Origin of the sequence: Campylobacter canadensis, assembly GCF_013177655.1 — a bacterium.
Classification (GTDB): Bacteria; Campylobacterota; Campylobacteria; order Campylobacterales; family Campylobacteraceae; genus Campylobacter_E; species Campylobacter_E canadensis.
This window is the reverse complement of the sequence record NZ_CP035946.1, coordinates 999,556-1,017,768: the sequence shown is the minus strand read 5'-3', so window position 1 is coordinate 1,017,768 and position 18,213 is coordinate 999,556. Positions and strand designations below refer to the sequence as shown.

Sequence of the window (18,213 nt, the reverse complement as noted above, 5' to 3'; positions counted from 1 at the left end):
ATTAATAAAGCAAGTATGTAGCTAAATCACTCCATCATTTTTCTAGCTAAGTAATATTAAATAAAAGCTATTATTGATTTTTTAAACTTTTATTAAAAATATATTTTTTACTAATTAAAACTTAATTCTTGTGAAAAGCTTTTGAAAAAACTTACAACATAATTTGTAAAATCTTTTAAATTAAACTGTAAAAAATAAGATCAAAATATTTAAGAATAGTTTTCTTAAATATTGTTTTTAAAAATTATGGTTTTTATATTTTTCAAGTAAGCTATCTAAAGGCATTGGAGCTTGAAAATAGTATCCTTGAAATTGTTCACAACCTAAAGAATTTAAATAATCTAACTGATTTTTATATTCAACACCTTCTGCTGTAATTGTTTTATTTAAGCGTCTAGCTAAAGAAATTATACTTTCAATTATAATTAATGAATTTGAATTAGTAAATGCACCGTCTTCTTTTATAATAAGTCCATCTACAAAGCTTTTATCAATTTTAATTTCATCAACAGGAAGTTCATTTATGTATGAAAAAGAGCTATATTCTTTACCAAAATCATCAACACTTATATTAAAACCAGCATTTTTTAAATTATTTAATTCATTAAAACTTGAATTAATAACTTTTTGTCTTTCAGTAATTTCTAATTCAATTAAATTTTTAGGTATATTAAATTCTTTGCAAATTTTTTCTAAATATTCTAGTAGTTTTGAATCTTTTATGTGTTTTGAAGAAACATTTATACTAACCTTTAATGATATTCCTATTTTCATAAGAGTTGTAATATCTTTAGCAACTTGTCTTATTACATTTTGCTCTAGGGCTATTATTAAATCATTATTTTCTGCAATTTGAATAAATTTTTCTGTATTTTCAAATTTATTATTTCTTTTCCATCTAACTAAGGCTTCTGCACCAAGAATTCTTAAACCATCATAAGCAAATTTCGGCTGATAATAAACTTGCAGCTTATTTTCCTCTATTGCTATTTTTAAGTCATTTTTTAATTCATTAGTATATGAAATTTGCTCATCAAGTTCGTATGAATATATGCAATATTCTTCATTTTTAGCGCTTGCTAAAAGTGCTGCCTTGTAAGCATTACTAACAACTCTTTGGATATTCTCATTTAAAATATAATCAAAACCTAAGCAAAAGTCTTGATTGTGGATTTTATTACACTCAAACATTATTGGCTCTTGCAGTGTTTTTAATAGAACTTTTGCAAAGTCTTGTATAATATTTTCATAATAATCAAGGCTTTCTGTTGAAAAAGCCAGTAAAAAATCTCCACCACTTGATTTTGCAATTTGTAAATTCTTTTTATTTATAAAAGAAAATTTTAATCTTTTTGCTAAGATTAAATTTATTCTATCGGCAATTAAAAAATTATAGTTATATAATAAATTTTGATAATTTTTAGAATAAATATACACGACAATCATATTTTTGTTATCAGCTAATTCTTTTACAAAAAATAATTCATTAGGAAGAGAAGTTGCTTTATCAAAATACAAATTTTTGTAATTTTCTTGTAAAACTTGATTTAAAGCATTAGATATTGTTTGAAATTCTTGATAGTTTAGCTCTTTTTCTAATTGAATTTTATCGTTTTTAATAACACTACTTTCAATTTGTTTTGTAAAATTGTTAAACAACTTCATAAGTTTTCTTTTTTCTTTTTTGTAAAAAATAGTTGTAACTAAAAGAAGCACAAGCAAACAAAGGCTAAAAATACTAAATTGATTAATAAATCTTGCTTTATTTTGTGCAAGTCTAACATTCATACTATCTTCGCTTATATTAAAAGTTTTATGGTGTGCTACTATTCTTTTTTCTTCGCTTTTATAAATTCCATAGCAGTAAAAGGCAATTACAAGTTCAAAACTAATAAACAATATTGCCATAAATTTTCTAAAAGAATTTGAAAATAAAGAATTAATTTTCATAGCACCGACTCCTAGTTAAAATATTTTTATTTTTGCTTTTGAATTTTCCTTTTGCATAAAACTTTCTATGCTTTCTTGCGCATTTTGATTAAATAAAATATTTTTTATTTGATTTGCAACCTTGTCATAACCTGCGTAATAAAAATCGCTTTTATGAGCATCGTAAAATTTTTGCGCTTCTTCATCGCTTATTTGTTTTGTAAAATTTTGAACTATAAATTGATATAATTTTTGAGTTAAAACCTCATTTTTTATTAAATCTTTTACAAAGAATAATTCTTCATTTGAATATTGAGCTAAAAATTCATCAACACTTAATTTTTTTTCTTTTGCAATTTGTTTAAGCATTTCTTCATACTCAAGTTCGTTAGAAGTAAGATTATATTTTTTTGCTAAAAAAACAACTAATTTTTGTTGAATTAATTTATTTAAAACTAATTTTTCATCAAGTTTATAAAAATTTATTGCTTGTTTTAAATCAATATTTGTTATTGCTTGTCCATTAATTGTTGCTTTTATATTTACTATTGTTGAAGCATTTAAACATAGTAAAAACGATATTAAAATAAATATTTTTTTCATTTAAATTTACCTTTAAGAAGTGATTTTATGAGATTATAGCAATATTAAATTTAATAAAAGGCTAATACAATGATTACAACTAGATTTGCCCCATCACCAACGGGCTATTTACATATTGGTGGTTTAAGAACCGCTTTATTTTCTTATTTATATGCAAGAGCAAATAATGGTAAATTTATTTTAAGAATTGAAGATACTGATATGGCTAGAAATAGTGCTCAGGCCGCTCAAGCAATATTAGATGCTTTTAAATGGGTTGATTTAGAAATTGATTCAGAAATTACCTATCAAAGTAAGAGATTTGATATTTATAAAAGATATATTAAACAATTGCTTGATGAAGGTAAGGCTTATTATTGTTATATGAGTGAAGATGAGCTAGAGCAGTTAAGAAAAGAACAAGAAGCAAAAAAATTAAGACCAAAATATGACGGAAGATATAGAGATTATAAAGGCGAAATTCCAAAAGATATTAAACCAGTTGTTAGAATAAAGGCTCCTTTAAGTGGAGAAATCGTTGTAAATGATGGAGTTAAAGGCAAGGTTGTATTTAAATGCGAAGATATCTTAGATGATTTTGTAATCGCAAGAGCAGATGGAAGCCCTACTTATAATTTTGTAGTGGTTGTAGATGACGCTTTAATGGGGGTTAGCGATGTTATTAGAGGAGATGACCATTTATCTAATACTCCTAAGCAAATTATTTTATATGAAGCACTTAATTTTAAAATTCCTAATTTTTATCATCTAGCAATGATTAATGGCGAAGATGGAAAAAAGCTAAGTAAAAGACACGGAGCAACCGATGTTATGGAATATAAAGCAATGGGTTATTTGCCAGAAGCCTTACTTAATTTTTTATTAAGATTAGGATATTCAAATAAAGACCAAGAAATATTTTCTATGCAAGAAATGAAAGAATGTTTTACATTTAAAAATGTTAGCAAAGGTGCAAGTACTTATAATGCAAAAAAATTAGAATGGCTTAATGCACATTATATTAAAAGCTTACCAGATGAAAGAATTATTAATGCTTGTAAAGAACTTGGCTATGATTTTAGCTCAAAGTTAAAATTGTTACATATGTTAAAAGAAAGGGCAAAAACTTTAGTAGAATTAATATCTTCAGCAAAGATTGTAGATAACACTCCACAAAGTTATGATGAGAATGCGATTAATAAATTTGTAAATGAAATTAGCAAAGATTTATTTAATAAATATGTAAATGAATTTACAGTTCAAGAAAATGAGAGTAAATATGAAGAATTTACTAATGAATTTTTACAAGCAAATAATGCAAAATTAAAGGATTTAGCACAGTTATTAAGAATTGCCTTAACTGGTGTTAGTGTAAGCCCTAGCGTGTTTGCTATGCTTGAATATTTAAGCGAAGATGAAATTAAAATAAGATTTAATAATTTTAAAGGAAAAATTAATGGATAATTTAGAACAAAAAGCTTTAAAATACCACGAAGGTGGAAAAATTCAAACATCAATTAAAACTCCTATGAATAGTTATGAAGATTTAAGCTTAGCTTATTCTCCAGGTGTTGCATATCCGTGCTTAAAAATACAAGAAAATAGTGATTTAGCTTATAAATATACAAGTAAATCTAATTTAGTAGCTGTTATTACTGATGGTAGTGCGGTTTTAGGACTTGGAAATATTGGTGCATTAGCTGGTAAGCCTGTAATGGAAGGAAAATGTTGCTTATTTAAGAAATTTGCAAATATTGATGCAGTTGATATTGAATTAAACACTCAAGATACTTATGAAATAATAAATACCATAAAAAATATTGCTCAAAGTTTTGGCGGAATAAATCTTGAAGATATAGCAGCACCAAAGTGTTTTGAAATAGAAGAAAAATTACAAGAATTATCAATTCCTGTAATGCATGATGACCAGCACGGAACGGCAATTATTAGCGCAGCTGGACTTATAAATACTTGCAAACTTATAAATAAAAAGCTTGAAGATTTAAAGGTTGTAATTTGCGGAGCAGGTGCAGCTGGTATTGCAAGTGCAAAAATTTACAAGCAAATAGGAGTAAAAAATATTTTTATGCTTGATTCAAAAGGCGTAATTAATCATAAAAGAAAAGATTTAAATCTACACAAATGTGAATTTATAAGAGAATGCGATGAGGATAGTTTAGAAGAAATTTTAGTAGGAGCTGATGTGTTTTTAGGTCTTAGCAAAGCTGATATTTTAAGTGAAAAAATGCTTTTATCAATGGCAAAAGACCCAATAATTTTTGCATTAGCAAACCCAAATCCAGAAGTTAGCCCAGAATTTGCAAAAAAAGTTCGTAGTGATGTGATTATTGCAACAGGAAGAAGCGATTACGATAATCAAATAAACAATGTTTTAGGTTTTCCTTATATTTTTAGAGGAGCGCTTGATGTAAGAGCTAGTAAAATTACTGAAAATATGAAACTAGCTGCTGTTTATGCCTTAGCAAAATTAGGTGAAGAAGCGGTAGATGAAAAAACTAAAGCTATTTATAATAAAGAGCTAAAATTTGGTAAGGATTTAATTATTCCAAAACCATTTGACACAAGAGTAAAGGCCTATGTCAGCACAGCAGTAGCTAAGGCTGCAATTGATGATAAAGTTGCTTTAATAAGTGATTTTGATGAAGAAAAATATTTTAAGGAATTGTTAAATGAAGGTAATTAATAATAAACTCGTTTTAAGTTATCTAGCAAAAATTAGAGATAAAAATACAAGCTGCAAGGATTTTAGAACTTATATTAAAAAATTAAGCGGTTTTGTAATTTATGAAGCTTGTGAGTTTTTAACTTGCAAAAAAATACAAGTAAATACGCCTTTAATGCCTTGTGAATGCGAAGAAATTGCTGAAGATATCGTTATTGTACCAATTTTAAGAGCAGCGCTTGGTATGAGCGATATAGCGCTTGATTTGTTAGAGAATGCTAGTGTTGGTTTTTTAGGTATTCAAAGAAATGAAAGTACGCTTGAGCCTGAATTCTTTTTTGAAAAATTTCCACAAAATGTTGATAAAAAAACAGCAATCATAATAGATCCTATGTTTGCAACCGGTGGTAGTGCTATTGCGGCGGTAAACAAACTTAAAAGCTATGGAGTAAAAAAGATTATTTTTGCAAGTATAATAGCAACTCCAATTGCAGCACAAAGAATGAAACAAGCACATCCTGATGTACATTTAATTACAGCTTGTATGGACGAGGGCTTAAATGAATATGGTTACATTATTCCTGGTTTAGGCGATGCAGGGGATAGAATTTTTAATACAATAAAAAAATAATTTATACTGCTTAAATGCTTATTATCTAAGTGTTTAAGCATAATTTTTGTAAAATTTTACAAAAAATTTTTTGTATTTTATATTTAAATATTTATATGATAGGCTTTTTAGTAGATAATTTTTGACTTTTTTAAGATTTCAAATTGATGATTTATATTGGCTAATCTTTTTTTAATTTTTAGTGTATTTTTATTACAGCTTGTAGCAAAATCTTTAATTTTGTAAAAACTATTATTTGATATAAGTTTTAATTCTTCTAAAGTGTAAAAGCCGCATAAGTAGTGAGTTTTTGTATCTTTTGCAATGGCATTTTTATAGTAAAGTTTTTTAATAATATTTTTATTTACACAAATATAATCAACTGCTATTATAAAAATTTGTGTGTTTTTATTATAATCTTTAAAATATTCTTTGATGCTTAAAAGCGCATTAAGCGGATGAAAGTCCTTTTGTAAATCTTGAATAGTATTGTGTGTATAAATATCTTTTGAACTTATAAAAACTTTTTTAAAAATTTTTTCTAATCTTTTTTTTTGCCATTCATAAAGAAATATATTTTTATTTTCTTTTTTTACTTGTAAAAAAGCCTTATTTTTTTGCATTCTTGAGCTTTTACCGCCACATAAAATAACCGCATAGGCATTTAATTTATTCTTAAATGCCTTTTTATTTTTTTTATAAATCATTTGGTGAGCAAATATAGCCTTTTATAGCCGAAGCAGCCGAAATTGCACTATTTGATAAATAAACTTGCGAACTTCTTGCACCCATTCTTCCAATAAAATTACGATTAGTTGTAGAAATACATTTTTCATTATCAGCTAATATCCCCATATATCCACCAAGACAAGCACCACAAGTTGGATTAGAAACAACACAACCAGCCTCAGCAAAAATATCCATCAAACCTTCTTTTTGAGCTTGTAGAGCTATTTTTGTTGTAGCAGGTGTAATAATCATTCTTACATCTTTATGTACTTTTTTGCCTTTTAAAATACTAGCAGCAATCCTTAAATCGCTAAGTCTTCCATTTGTACAAGAGCCAATAAATGCTTGGTCAATTTTTATTTTCATACTTGCTGTTTGTTCAATACTTTTACCATTACTTGGTAAAAACGGGTGAGCTACAACAGGGCTTAATTTATCAAGGTCAATTTCTAAAATTCTTTCATATTTTGCATTTTCATCAGCTTTTACTTCTACCATTTTTCTTTTTAAATCTACATTTTTTAAAAAGTCTTTTGTTACATCATCAACTGCACAAATTCCATTTTTAGCACCAGCTTCAATAGCCATATTGCAAAGTGAAAAGCGACTATCCATATCAAGTTCTTCTATGCCAAAAAATTCTAAAGATTTATATAAAGCACCATCAACGCCTAAAATTCTAATTATTTCTAAAATTAAATCTTTTCCATAAACATATTCTTGCAACTTTCCACGAAAAAGCACCTTAATTGCACTTGGAATTTTAAACCAATTTTTACCAGTAATCATAGCGTATGCTAAATCAGTGCTTCCCATTCCAGTTGCAAAAGCGCCAAGCGCTCCGTGAGTACAGGTGTGGCTATCAGCTCCAATTATCACATCACCAGGGCTAATAAGACCATTTTCAGGTAATAAAGCGTGTTCAATTCCCATATTTTTTTCATCAAATAAGTATTTTAAGTTATGTTTTTTTGCAAAATCACGACTGATTTTTGCTTGATTTGCGCTTAAAATATCTTTTGCAGGAATGTAGTGGTCTAAAACTATTGCAAAACCATCAGGATTAGCTAGTTTTTGCGCCTTGCTTTTTTCAAATTGCTTAATAGAAATAGGAGTGGTTATATCATTACCAATTACCATATCTATAGGGCAATCAACAATATCGTTTGCCTTAACTTCTTTATTTATATGATTTGCAAAAATTTGTTCTGTTAAAGTCATTTTTTAGCCTTTTTAATGATTTTATTAATTTTAGCAGTTAAAATTAATGAAAGGATTTAAATGAATTATTATGATTTAGTGCAAATTGCAGATTATTTAAAAAAATATAAAAAAATTTATAAAGCTTATAGAGTTAGTGATAATTCTATTTGTATACATTTTGATGAAAGATTGTGTTTTGATTTAAGTAAATTTAAATCAGCTATTTACAAGGCGGATTTTTTTGCTAAAAATTATAATTCACCTTTTGATTTAATGTTAAAAAAATATCTTTTTAATGCAAAAATTCTTGATATTAATGTCTTAAAAAACAATAGAATTTTATATTTTCATTGTGAATTAGCTCATGCTTATAAAAAGCAAGAATTTTATTTTGTGCTAGAGTTTTCTGGTAGATTTACAAATGCTTTATTCTTAGATGAAAATAAAATTATAATAAGTGCTTTAAGATATTATGAAAATGCAAGAATTATTAAGCAAAATGAAAAATATATAGATTTAAAAGAAACCAAAATTAGTGAAAAATATATTGAAATTATTAATTTTGAAGAATATTTTAAAAATAAATATGAAGAAATTTTTTCAAACAAACTAAATGATATTAAAAAGCAAAAAAATGCAAATATTGATAAAAAAATTCAAAAAATACAATATTTATTAGATAATTTAGAAGATGAAAAAAAATTAGAAGAAAAAGCATTGTTTGAATATAAAAAAGGAGAAATCCTAAAGGCAAATTTATATAAAATAAAAGAATATGAACGCAACTTTTCTTTAGAAAATATTAATTTTAATTTAAAAAATTCCGCAAGTATTGAAATAAATTCAATTTTTAAAAATGCTAAAAAATTAAAGCAAAAAGCAAAAAATATTAATATAGAAAAAGAAAATTTACAAAATAAAATTAAAGAATTTGAATATACAAAAACCGCTATCAATCTTGCAAAAGATGAGTATTTTTTGCAAAGTTTTAAGCAAAAGAAAAATGATAAAAAAATAAATGAAAATATTTTAAATTTTTATTTAAATGAATATAAAATTAGCGTTGGGTTAAATGAAAATGCTAATATATGGCTTTTAAAGAATTCTAAAAAAGATGATATGTGGTTTCATCTTAAAGATTTAAAAGGAGCGCATGTGATTATCTCATCAAATAAACAAAAATATGATATTGATTTAATTTATCATGCTGCTAGTCTTTGTGCTTGCTATTCAGGCAAGAAAAATGGTAATTTTTTAGTAGATTTTACACAAAGAAAAAATGTAAAGATTATTGAAAAAGCATATGTTAATTATGTTAATTATGATACTATCAAGGTGTTTTTATGAGTAATATTGGCAGTATATCATATATAAATCAAAACCAAAATTATGCCAGTGAATTGCATTCAAAGGCCTTGTCAAAAACAAATATTGAATTAGAGCAAAGCCCAGTAATGCCAGAAATAAAGAGTATAGAAGAAAGCTCAAAAAGTGCAAGTACAAATACAAATTTTAACGATGATGAGTCTTCTTTTGATGAGAACAAAAAAGAAAATAAGAAAAAAGCATATTTATTTGGAATGCAAATTCAAAGTGATGAAGAAGAAGAAAATAACGAAGATGAACAAAATGATACTGATAACGAACATATTTTTGATAAGAAGGTGTAATGATGAATGAAAAAATAAAAACAGGAATTATTTTTGCGGTAATTTTACTGCTTGTAGTTTTTCTAAACAATAAAATTTTATGGCTTGTGCTTTTTGCGTTAGCTATGATTTTTGCTTTAAAAGAAGCAAACAATTTATTTAAAACAGATACTAAAATATTTTATGCTGTAATTAGCATTGTTTTGACCTTTGTGAGCGATAAGGCGCTTTATTCTGCAATTTTTGTACTTATTTTACAAGCAAGTTACATTGCTTATAAGCAAGAAGATTTAAAACAACTAGCAAGTACTATTTATGCAATAGTAGGTATAAGTTTTATTTATGAAATTTATCTTTCTTATGGTTTAAATGCTTTAATTTGGGTGCTTTTATGTACGGTGCTTTGTGATAGTTTTGCTTATTTTGTTGGGAGAGCTTTTGGTAAGCATAAATTCTGTCCAACAAGTCCAAATAAAACTATTGAAGGTGTAATAGGCGGTGTATTAATAAGTACGGTTTTATCAGCTTTATTTGCTTGTTTTGCTCAGAATTTATCTTTTTATTCTTGCTTGATGATTAGTTTTTTAATGGCATTTTTTTCAGTGTTTGGTGATTTGTTTGAAAGTTATTTAAAAAGACTTGCAAATGTAAAAGATAGTGCAAATTTATTTCCAGGTCATGGCGGTGTTCTTGATAGGCTTGATGCTTTAATTTTTGCAAGTGTAATTTTGGTGATTTTTATATGAGTTTTGCTTTAAATCCTAGCAAGGCTAAGCTGATTAGTATTTTTGGCTCAACTGGAACAATAGGAGTTAATACTCTTAAAGTTTTAAAAAATAGTGATATACAAATAGAATGCCTTGCTGCAAATAAAAACTATGAGCTATTAAATGAGCAAATACAAGAATATAAACCAAAATTAGTTTTTGCTAATAAAGATATTTTACACTTGATAAAACATAAAGAAGCCTATGATATAAATGAACTTGAAAGACATTTTGCTAGTTTAAAAAGTGATGGAATTGTTAATGCTATTGTAGCTTTTGCAGGTTTAAAACTAAGCCTTTTAACTCAAAAATACAATAAAAAATTATATTTAGCAAATAAAGAAAGTTTATTGGTTGCAGGAAAATTTTTAGATACAAGTAAAATAAGTCCAATTGATAGCGAACACAGTGCTTTAGCTGCTTTATTAAGAAGTGTTGCTTATCCTAAAAAAATAACAATCACAGCTAGTGGCGGCACCTTTTTTAAACAAGAAGATTGCAAGAATTTAAAAGCAAAAGATGCCTTAAAGCACCCAAATTGGCAAATGGGCGCAAAAATAACAATTGACAGTGCCACTATGGCAAATAAGCTTTTTGAGCTTGTAGAAGCAAAACATTTGTACAAAGATTTAGAGCTTGATGCTTTAATTGAGCCTAGCTCGTTAATACACGCATTTTGTGAGTGTAAAAATAATTCTATTACAGCATATTTTAGTGTGCCTGATATGAAGTTAAGTATTGCAAATGCGCTTTTTAAAGAAGATAGTAAAGCTCATTGTAATGCACTTGATTTATTAAAAATAAAAAATTTATCATTATATGAAATTGATGAGAAAAAATATCCAATATATTCTTTAAAAAATGAACTCCTTAAGAATTTAGACCTAGGGGTAATTATAAATGCCGCAAATGAAGTTTATGTAGAAAAATATTTAAAAGATGAGTGCGGATATTATGATATTTATTATGCAATTATGAAAGCTTTAGATAAGTTTTGTACTTGCAAAATTGATACAATTGAGGATGTATTTACAATAGATAATAAAGTTAGGGGATTTTTAAATGGTTAAAATATTTTTATATTTTTTTATGTTGAGCAATATTTTTGCTCTTGATTTTACAATTAATACAAGAGGAGAATGTGATAAAAATTGTGATAATACTGTTTTAGTTTTTGGTGGAATTCAAGGAGATGAGCCGGGCGGATTTCATGCGGCAAGTTTATTGCTTACAAATTATACTTTTACAAAGGGTAAGGTTATTGTTGTACCTAATTTAGCTTTTGATTCAATAATTGCTAGAAATCGTGGTACTAATGGAGATTTAAATAGAAAATTCGCAGCAATAAAAGATAACGACCCAGATTTTAACACAATTCAAAGAATAAAATCTTTAATACTTTTGCCAGAAGTAAAGCTAATTGTAAATTTACACGATGGTAGTGGCTATTTTTCTCCAAAATACATAAGTAAGGATAAAAATCCTAATAGATGGGGTAATTCTTGTATAATAGACCAAAAAAATATAAATGCAAAATATGGTAATTTAGAAGAAATAGCAAGCAATACCTGTGCAAGTATTAATGAAAGATTATTGCATAAATTACATAGTTATCATTTAAAAAATACAAATACTAAAGATGGTGATGAAGAAATGTTAAAATCATTAACCTATTTTGCAATAACAAATAAAAAAGCAGCCTTTGCTAATGAAGCTAGTAAAGACTTGCCAACTCACGAAAGAGCGTACTATCATTTAATAGCATTAGAAAGCTATTTAAAAGCAGCAGGTATTGAATTTACAAGAGATTTTGATTTAAATCCGTATTCGGTAAAAAAAGTTATAGAACAACCAATTTATGTAACACTAGATAATAGATTTTTATTATTTCTTAAAAATTCAAGAAATAGATTAAATTATATTCCAGTAAAAAAAGACTTTAATTATCAAGCAAGTAATGAATTAACAGCAATTTATAAAGATAAAAATTCTTTTATTGTACAATATGGTAATAGATTTCAAACAAGGTTGTATTTAGATAACAAAATTGAATATTCAAATTTAATAAATAAATTAAATCTAAATATTGATAAACAAATTATCAATACAAATTTTGCTACCATACACGATGCATATGATAGTTTTATGGTATATCCAATAAACGGTGCAAGAGTAAATATAATCGGATATAATGCAAAGGGTGATGAAGCAGGTATTTTAATTAAAAAAAATATGTTGCAAAAATCTTTTTCAGTTGATAAAAATGGTAATATTTATAGAGTTGAAGTTTATGAAAACGATAAATTTATTGGTGCGATTTTAATTAATTTTAAGGATAAAAAATGAAAAAAATATTATGTTGTTCTATGTTGCTTTTTACATTCTTATCTTGTTCTAATGATGATAAAATCACTCAAGAACAAGCAAAACAATTTGAGCTTGGTTTAAATAAACAAGTAAAGCAAATAGCTTTATTTAATCAAGGTAGAAATGTTTTACTTGATGGCTTAAATTTTAATTGCAACTTAAATAACAATTTAGTTAGTTGCAAGAGTGAAAATGTAAAACTATTAATTGATAATGTAGCAATTGCTACTATAGGCTCGGTTGTTGTTGAAAATAATCTTATTTATGGTAAAGATTCAGGTAGTTATTTTGATGTTTTAAGCTATTTTGCTAAAGAAAAACGCTATTTAAAAGCTTCAATAAACAATATAAAAATAGATACTCAACTTCAACAATTATTAGCTTTTTATATTGCTTTGTTTAATGACAAGCTTTCTTTTTTAATTCCTAGCTTATCAAAGGATATTAACTTAGAATATTTTCTTGATTATTCTAAAAAAGATGAATTAATACAAACAAATATGAAATATGCAGTGATGCTTGCTGATGCATATTTAAAAACAGATACTTCATTTAAAATTAATAAAAACTTAGCTAATGCTTATAAATACGATATAACACAACAAATAGCAAGTTTTGAAGATAAAAGTATTAAAATTGAAGATAATATCTATCTAACTAATGTTAATGCAATATTTAATTTAAATTTACCTGAAGCATTTACAAATGGTTTAAATGAATATTTAAATGAAAATAAAGATACATTAGTTGAAAATATGAGAAATAAAATTAAAGATGAAGAATTATTAAATATACTGCAAGGCTTTTTATTTAATCTTATAAAAGAAAATACAGTTAAATTAGAATTTAGCTTTAAAAGCAAAAATGATGTTTTATTGTCAGAATTTGCAAATAATAAAAATCCTGATGAATTGATAAAAAAAATAGAAACAAATTATGATATAAAATTAAATGAGCTTGTTACTAAGGATTTATTAATTTTATTGAAAAATATTTTGTAGGTATTAAAATAAAATATAAAATAAAATAATATCATTTAAATGAAGTTGCACCTTATTTTTAGCAGCTTTATTTAAACTAGCACAATATAAATTTTTGAATTTAAAATTATTTAATTCGTATTTTAGCCCATTTGAGCTAGCAATCGTATTTGGATTTAAGGCAAAAAGTGATATTTGTTGATTTTTTTTAACACTAACTTCACAGCTTTTTCTCAAAACTAAAAATTCACCATAATTTGTAATCATTTTTAATTCTGCTTGAGTTTTGTCTTTATTTTTTAATTTTGCAAAGCAATTAAGTAAGGCAAAATTAGCTATAAAATGGTCTTCTCTTTTACCATGACAAGCGATAAAATAAATTTTATTAAAATTAAGTGATAGGGCATATTTAAAAGCTTTTGTTAAATCGTTTGTACTTTGATTATTAATTTTTTTTATTTTTATATTTTTGTTATATATCTTTAAGCTATCCAAATCACCAATAATAACATCTATTTTAAAATTATTTTCTAAAAGCCAATTTGCAGCTCCATCACAAGCAATAACATAATCAGCTTTATTAATTGTATCTAATTCTATTTTTGTTTTTGGTTTTTGCCCATTTGCAACTATAACACAAAGCATTTTTTCTCACTTTTTTATTTTAATTATACATAAATTAATTTTTGTTAATTAAATAAATATATTATTCGTATTTTTATTTTAACACCAATTTGGAGGTCAATATGGCTTTAGATTCGGCAAGAAAAGCTGAAATTATCAGCAAAATGCAAAGAAAGGTTGGCGACACTGGTTCGTCTGAGGTACAAATTGCTTTATTAACAGAAAGAATAGCTGTTTTAACAGAGCATTTAAAAGTTTTTAAAAAAGATTTTTCATCTCGTTTAGGCTTATTAAAATTAGTAGGTAAAAGAAAAAGACTACTAAAATATTTAAAAGCAACAAAATATGATGTTTATGTAAAAATCATTAACGATTTAAATATTAGAGATAAATAATTTTTAGCCCTTTTAAAAAAGGGCTTTTGAGCTTTTTTTATGATTATTTATGAAGATACTTTAGATATTTCTTATCTTATTCCAATTTATGAATTATTATGTAATGATGATATAGAGTTGCTTTTTGTTGATAGTGTTAATATGCAAGAAATCAACTTAAATACTAGAAATATAAATAAAAGTACCGATGTTCTTAGTTTCCCACACGATAATTCTTTTATAAATTCACATTTTGCTGGTTCAATCGTTATAAATATAGACTTAGCAAAAGAAAAATCATTAGAATTTAAGCATAGTTTTGAAGATGAAGTTTGTTTATTGTTTATTCATGGTTTATTGCATTTACTTGGCTATGACCACGAAGTTGATGATGGTCAAATGAGACAAAAAGAATGTGAACTTATAAAAAAATTTAATTTACCAAATTCTTTGATTGTAAGAACTGAATTATGATTAAATTTTTTTATGTATTATTTATTTTTTAATTTTTTCAAAAAGGATATTTTATGCAAAATGGTAATTTCTTTTATCAAATTCTTCCAATAATTGTTTTCATAGCAATTTTTTATTTTTTACTAATTCGTCCGCAACAAAAGCAGCAAAAAGCACACCAACAAATGTTAAATTCTCTAGCAAAAGGGGATAAAATAGTAACTCAAGGTGGAATAATAGCAGAAGTTGTAAAAGTAGAAGATGACCATTTAAAAATTCGTTTAAATGATGATGTTGTTGTTAAACTTGATAGAAATTTTGTTCTTAGAAAAATTGATGAGACAGCAAAAGAAGTGGTAAAAAAATAATGCAAATAACTTATAGATTATATGTTTTAATTTTTGTAAGTATTTTTGGTATTTTTTTATCAATCCCTAGTTTATTTTCTTTAAACTGGGGTGCAAAAATTAATTTAGGTTTGGATTTACAAGGTGGTTTGCATATGCTTTTAGGCGTGCAGACACAAGAAGCATTAAAATCTAAAGTTAAATCAATTGCTTCAAGTTTTAACTATTCTTTTGATAAAGAAAAAATTGTAATTAATAATTTTAAAAGTGATGATGAGAGCATTAGTTTTGAAGTTTTAGATGAAAATGATTATGCGAAAGTTAAAGAAATAATAAACGAAATTAAGGATTTGCAAATAGAACAAAATTCTTCTTTTTTTAAAATTACTTTAAGTGAAAAGCTAAAAAATGAAACAAGCAAATTCGCAATAGAACAAGCAGTAGAAACAATAAGAAATCGTTTAGATTTATTTGGCCTTTCAGAACCTACAGTTGCAAAGCAAGGTGAAGACAATATTTTAGTAGAAATTCCAGGTGTAAAAAGTGCTGAAGATGAGCAAAGAGCAAAGGATTTAATAGCTAAAGCAGCGCACTTACAATTAATGGAAGTTGATAAAAACAAAGCAGATCAAGCAAATACTTTAACAAATGCACAAGCTGCAAAATTTGGAGATATTATATTACCTGATGTAAAAGATTCTAATATTAAGTATGTTTTAAAAGATATCCCAGTCCTTGATGGCTCTATGTTGGTTGATGCAAAAGTAGGTTTTTCTCAACAAAATAATCAACCGGTAATTAATTTTACCCTTAATGCTCAAGGTGCAAAGATATTTGCTGATTTTACTGCTAAAAAAATCGGTTATCAACTAGCAATAGTATTAGATGGTAAGGTGTATTCAGCGCCAAGAATTAATGAAAGAATAGGCGGCGGTAGTGGTCAAATAAGCGGTAATTTTACTGTTGAAGAAGCGCACGATTTAGCAATTGCATTAAGAAGTGGTGCTTTGCTTGCCCCTGTAAAAGTTTTAGAAAAAAGAAGTGTTGGACCTAGCTTAGGAGCAGATAGCATAAAACAAAGCTTAAGTGCATTAATTGGTGTATTTGTTATGATTGTTTTATTTATGGGATTTTACTATGGAATAAGTGGAATTTTTGCAAATATTGCCTTAATATCCAATGTATTTTTGTTAATATCAATAATGGCTTTATTTGGCGCAACGCTTACACTGCCAGGTATGGCGGGAATTGTGCTTACTGTTGGTATGGCTGTTGATGCCAATGTTATTATAAACGAAAGAATTAGAGAAATGATAAGAGATGGTCATTCTTTAAAAGATGCTATTAATGATGGTTATAAAAATGCTATGAGTGCTATTTTAGATAGTAATCTAACGACCTTAATCACAAGTGCAGCTTTATATGCTTATGGCACTGGAGCTATTAAGGGTTTTGCTGTTACTATGAGTATTGGTATTGTTGCTTCAATGATTACTGCAATCATCGGAACACATGCATTATTTGATTTATTTTTAGGTAAAATTCAAAGCAGTAACAATACTAAGCTTTGGTTTGGTTATAGGAGAAACTAATGCAAGTTTTTGATAAAAAAATTGTTTATAATTTTATGAAATTAAGATTTGCTTCTATTGGACTTTCATTTATTTTAGTGCTTGGTTCAATTGTGCTTTTACTTACTAAGGGGTTAAATTACGGTATTGACTTTAGTGGTGGTACTTTAGCTCAGGTTAAGTATAATAATAACGCCCCAATTGAAGAGATTAGAAATGCACTTGATGTTAATGAGCTTTTTAAGGGAGCTAGTGTTACTGAATTTGGAGATAAAACAGAGGTTGTAATCAGATTTGCAGCAATCAGCGATACTTTAAGCAATGATATTGCCGATGTATTAAAACAAACATTAAGCAAGACAGGAGAATTTGAAATTCGTCGTGTTGATATTGTCGGACCAAAGGTTGGCGGTGAGTTAAGGCAAAAAGGTTTAATGGCAGTTTTAGTTAGTTTTGCTTTGATTTTGCTTTACATTGCTATTAGGTTTGAGTGGCGTTTTGCGATGGCTGCTATTATTAGTGAAATACACGATATAGTGATTGTTATGGGAGCTATTTCTTTATTTAGCATTGATGTAAATCTTGATACCCTAGCTGCTGTACTTACCGTGCTTGGCTATTCTTTGAACGATACTATTATTATTTTTGATAGAATTAGAGAAAATATAAAATCAAGTAAAAGTATAAAAATGCACGATATTATAAATGAAAGTGTTTCATCAACTTTATCAAGGACAACACTTACATCAGGTACAACTTTATTTACTGTATTAATTTTATATTATTTTGGAGGAGAGATAATACACGGATTTTCTTTAGCTTTAATTGTTGGTGTTATTGCAGGAACACTTAGTTCAATCTTTGTTGCAAGCCCACTTTTAATGTGGTTTAATTTTAGTGTTGAAAATTATAGAAACAAAGAATTAAGCAAACAAAAAGCAAGAGAAGAAAAAGAAAAAATGAGGTTATTATACGAGAAAGGACAAGTGTAATGGATTTTGGTAGAATTGTTCATATATTTTTTACTTTAATGAGCCTTACTACTACAGCTGGTTTTTTATATGACCAAAATGAAGTTGCTTTATTTATTGCTGCTAGTATAAATTTAATATCAACCTTACTAAAAATTGGTGTAAAAAATTTCTTAAGTACAGAGATTTTTGCTTGTTCATTGGTTACTGATGCACATTTAATAATTGCTTTTGTAACCTTGCAAATTTATGGAACCAGTGTTGCAACTTTAGTTTATTCGCTTGCTATTGGTGCTGTAATATCTAGTGTATTTACAATGATTTTAGTTGTTATTGATGCTATAAAAAATAAAGAAGAATATTAAGGATTGCTT

The 18,213-nt window shown here is 26.5% G+C and carries 20 protein-coding genes; 15 read left to right on the top strand and 5 right to left on the bottom strand.

The window, feature by feature from the left end; genetic code table 11:
• Nucleotides 1–237: 237 nt before the first annotated feature.
• On the bottom strand, nucleotides 238–1,950 hold the full coding sequence (locus CCANL266_RS04850; RefSeq protein ID WP_172232186.1) for an EAL domain-containing protein: 1,713 nt from the start codon (nucleotides 1,948–1,950) through the stop codon (nucleotides 238–240).
• A gap of 15 nt (nucleotides 1,951–1,965) precedes the next feature.
• Nucleotides 1,966–2,532 carry a peptidylprolyl isomerase gene (locus CCANL266_RS04845; RefSeq protein WP_172232183.1) on the bottom strand — a complete coding sequence of 189 codons (567 nt, stop codon included), beginning with the start codon at nucleotides 2,530–2,532 and terminating at the stop codon, nucleotides 1,966–1,968.
• Nucleotides 2,533–2,601: 69 nt separating this feature from the next.
• On the opposite strand from CCANL266_RS04845, the gene gltX reads away from it, so the two are divergent.
• The 3 genes from gltX to upp are packed head-to-tail and all read left to right on the top strand — an operon-like array spanning nucleotide 2,602 to nucleotide 5,825.
• Nucleotides 2,602–3,975 (top strand): glutamate--tRNA ligase, encoded by a 1,374-nt coding sequence (gene gltX, locus CCANL266_RS04840; protein ID WP_172232180.1) that lies wholly within the window; start codon nucleotides 2,602–2,604, stop codon nucleotides 3,973–3,975.
• Nucleotides 3,968–5,215 (top strand): malic enzyme-like NAD(P)-binding protein, encoded by a 1,248-nt coding sequence (locus CCANL266_RS04835; protein ID WP_172232177.1) that lies wholly within the window; start codon nucleotides 3,968–3,970, stop codon nucleotides 5,213–5,215. Before gltX ends, CCANL266_RS04835 begins: the two co-directional genes overlap by 8 nt.
• On the top strand, nucleotides 5,202–5,825 hold the full coding sequence (gene upp, locus CCANL266_RS04830) for a uracil phosphoribosyltransferase (protein ID WP_172232174.1): 624 nt from the start codon (nucleotides 5,202–5,204) through the stop codon (nucleotides 5,823–5,825). Before CCANL266_RS04835 ends, upp begins: the two co-directional genes overlap by 14 nt.
• 107 nt (nucleotides 5,826–5,932) lie before the next feature.
• On the opposite strand, the gene CCANL266_RS04825 is transcribed toward upp, so the two are convergent.
• Both CCANL266_RS04825 and CCANL266_RS04820 read right to left on the bottom strand, forming a co-directional pair.
• A complete protein-coding gene (locus CCANL266_RS04825) occupies nucleotides 5,933–6,511 on the bottom strand; it encodes an NTP transferase domain-containing protein (RefSeq protein WP_172232171.1) in 579 nt (192 codons plus the stop codon).
• Complete coding sequence (locus CCANL266_RS04820; RefSeq protein ID WP_172232168.1) at nucleotides 6,501–7,754, bottom strand: 3-isopropylmalate dehydratase large subunit; 1,254 nt, start codon at nucleotides 7,752–7,754, stop codon at nucleotides 6,501–6,503. Before CCANL266_RS04820 ends, CCANL266_RS04825 begins: the two co-directional genes overlap by 11 nt.
• Nucleotides 7,755–7,814: 60 nt before the next feature.
• On the opposite strand from CCANL266_RS04820, the gene CCANL266_RS04815 reads away from it, so the two are divergent.
• From CCANL266_RS04815 to CCANL266_RS04790, 6 genes are read left to right on the top strand one after another with little or no spacing between them, the layout of a single operon-like run.
• Nucleotides 7,815–9,083 carry an NFACT family protein gene (locus CCANL266_RS04815; RefSeq protein WP_172232165.1) on the top strand — a complete coding sequence of 423 codons (1,269 nt, stop codon included), beginning with the start codon at nucleotides 7,815–7,817 and terminating at the stop codon, nucleotides 9,081–9,083.
• Entirely contained in the window at nucleotides 9,080–9,406 is a 327-nt protein-coding gene (locus CCANL266_RS04810; RefSeq protein ID WP_172232162.1) for a hypothetical protein, read from the top strand. Before CCANL266_RS04815 ends, CCANL266_RS04810 begins: the two co-directional genes overlap by 4 nt.
• Before the next feature lie 2 nt (nucleotides 9,407–9,408).
• On the top strand, nucleotides 9,409–10,131 hold the full coding sequence (locus CCANL266_RS04805; protein ID WP_172232159.1) for a phosphatidate cytidylyltransferase: 723 nt from the start codon (nucleotides 9,409–9,411) through the stop codon (nucleotides 10,129–10,131).
• Nucleotides 10,132–10,163: 32 nt separating this feature from the next.
• The gene (locus CCANL266_RS04800; protein ID WP_172234391.1) at nucleotides 10,164–11,222 is read left to right on the top strand and encodes a 1-deoxy-D-xylulose-5-phosphate reductoisomerase; all 1,059 of its coding nucleotides are present in this window, start codon (nucleotides 10,164–10,166) and stop codon (nucleotides 11,220–11,222) included.
• Nucleotides 11,215–12,498 (top strand): M99 family carboxypeptidase catalytic domain-containing protein, encoded by a 1,284-nt coding sequence (locus CCANL266_RS04795; RefSeq protein WP_172232156.1) that lies wholly within the window; start codon nucleotides 11,215–11,217, stop codon nucleotides 12,496–12,498. Before CCANL266_RS04800 ends, CCANL266_RS04795 begins: the two co-directional genes overlap by 8 nt.
• Nucleotides 12,495–13,520: a hypothetical protein gene (locus tag CCANL266_RS04790; protein ID WP_172232153.1), complete on the top strand. Its 1,026-nt coding sequence runs from the start codon at nucleotides 12,495–12,497 to the stop codon at nucleotides 13,518–13,520. Before CCANL266_RS04795 ends, CCANL266_RS04790 begins: the two co-directional genes overlap by 4 nt.
• Nucleotides 13,521–13,523: 3 nt before the next feature.
• Here the strand turns inward: CCANL266_RS04790 and CCANL266_RS04785 are convergent, their stop codons facing one another.
• A complete protein-coding gene (locus CCANL266_RS04785; RefSeq protein ID WP_172232149.1) occupies nucleotides 13,524–14,144 on the bottom strand; it encodes a thiamine diphosphokinase in 621 nt (206 codons plus the stop codon).
• Between the two features lie 101 nt (nucleotides 14,145–14,245).
• On the opposite strand from CCANL266_RS04785, the gene rpsO reads away from it, so the two are divergent.
• From rpsO to CCANL266_RS04755, 6 genes are read left to right on the top strand one after another with little or no spacing between them, the layout of a single operon-like run.
• A complete protein-coding gene (rpsO, locus tag CCANL266_RS04780) occupies nucleotides 14,246–14,518 on the top strand; it encodes a 30S ribosomal protein S15 (protein WP_172232145.1) in 273 nt (90 codons plus the stop codon).
• A gap of 39 nt (nucleotides 14,519–14,557) precedes the next feature.
• Nucleotides 14,558–14,971 carry an rRNA maturation RNase YbeY gene (gene ybeY, locus CCANL266_RS04775; protein ID WP_172232142.1) on the top strand — a complete coding sequence of 138 codons (414 nt, stop codon included), beginning with the start codon at nucleotides 14,558–14,560 and terminating at the stop codon, nucleotides 14,969–14,971.
• Nucleotides 14,972–15,024: 53 nt separating this feature from the next.
• Entirely contained in the window at nucleotides 15,025–15,318 is a 294-nt protein-coding gene (yajC, locus tag CCANL266_RS04770; protein WP_172232137.1) for a preprotein translocase subunit YajC, read from the top strand.
• Nucleotides 15,318–16,889 carry a protein translocase subunit SecD gene (gene secD, locus CCANL266_RS04765; protein ID WP_172232134.1) on the top strand — a complete coding sequence of 524 codons (1,572 nt, stop codon included), beginning with the start codon at nucleotides 15,318–15,320 and terminating at the stop codon, nucleotides 16,887–16,889. Before yajC ends, secD begins: the two co-directional genes overlap by 1 nt.
• Nucleotides 16,889–17,860 carry a protein translocase subunit SecF gene (gene secF / locus CCANL266_RS04760; RefSeq protein ID WP_172232131.1) on the top strand — a complete coding sequence of 324 codons (972 nt, stop codon included), beginning with the start codon at nucleotides 16,889–16,891 and terminating at the stop codon, nucleotides 17,858–17,860. Before secD ends, secF begins: the two co-directional genes overlap by 1 nt.
• Entirely contained in the window at nucleotides 17,860–18,204 is a 345-nt protein-coding gene (locus CCANL266_RS04755; protein ID WP_172232128.1) for a DUF6394 family protein, read from the top strand. The genes secF and CCANL266_RS04755 overlap by 1 nt, the downstream gene beginning before the upstream one ends.
• Nucleotides 18,205–18,213: the final 9 nt, after the last annotated feature.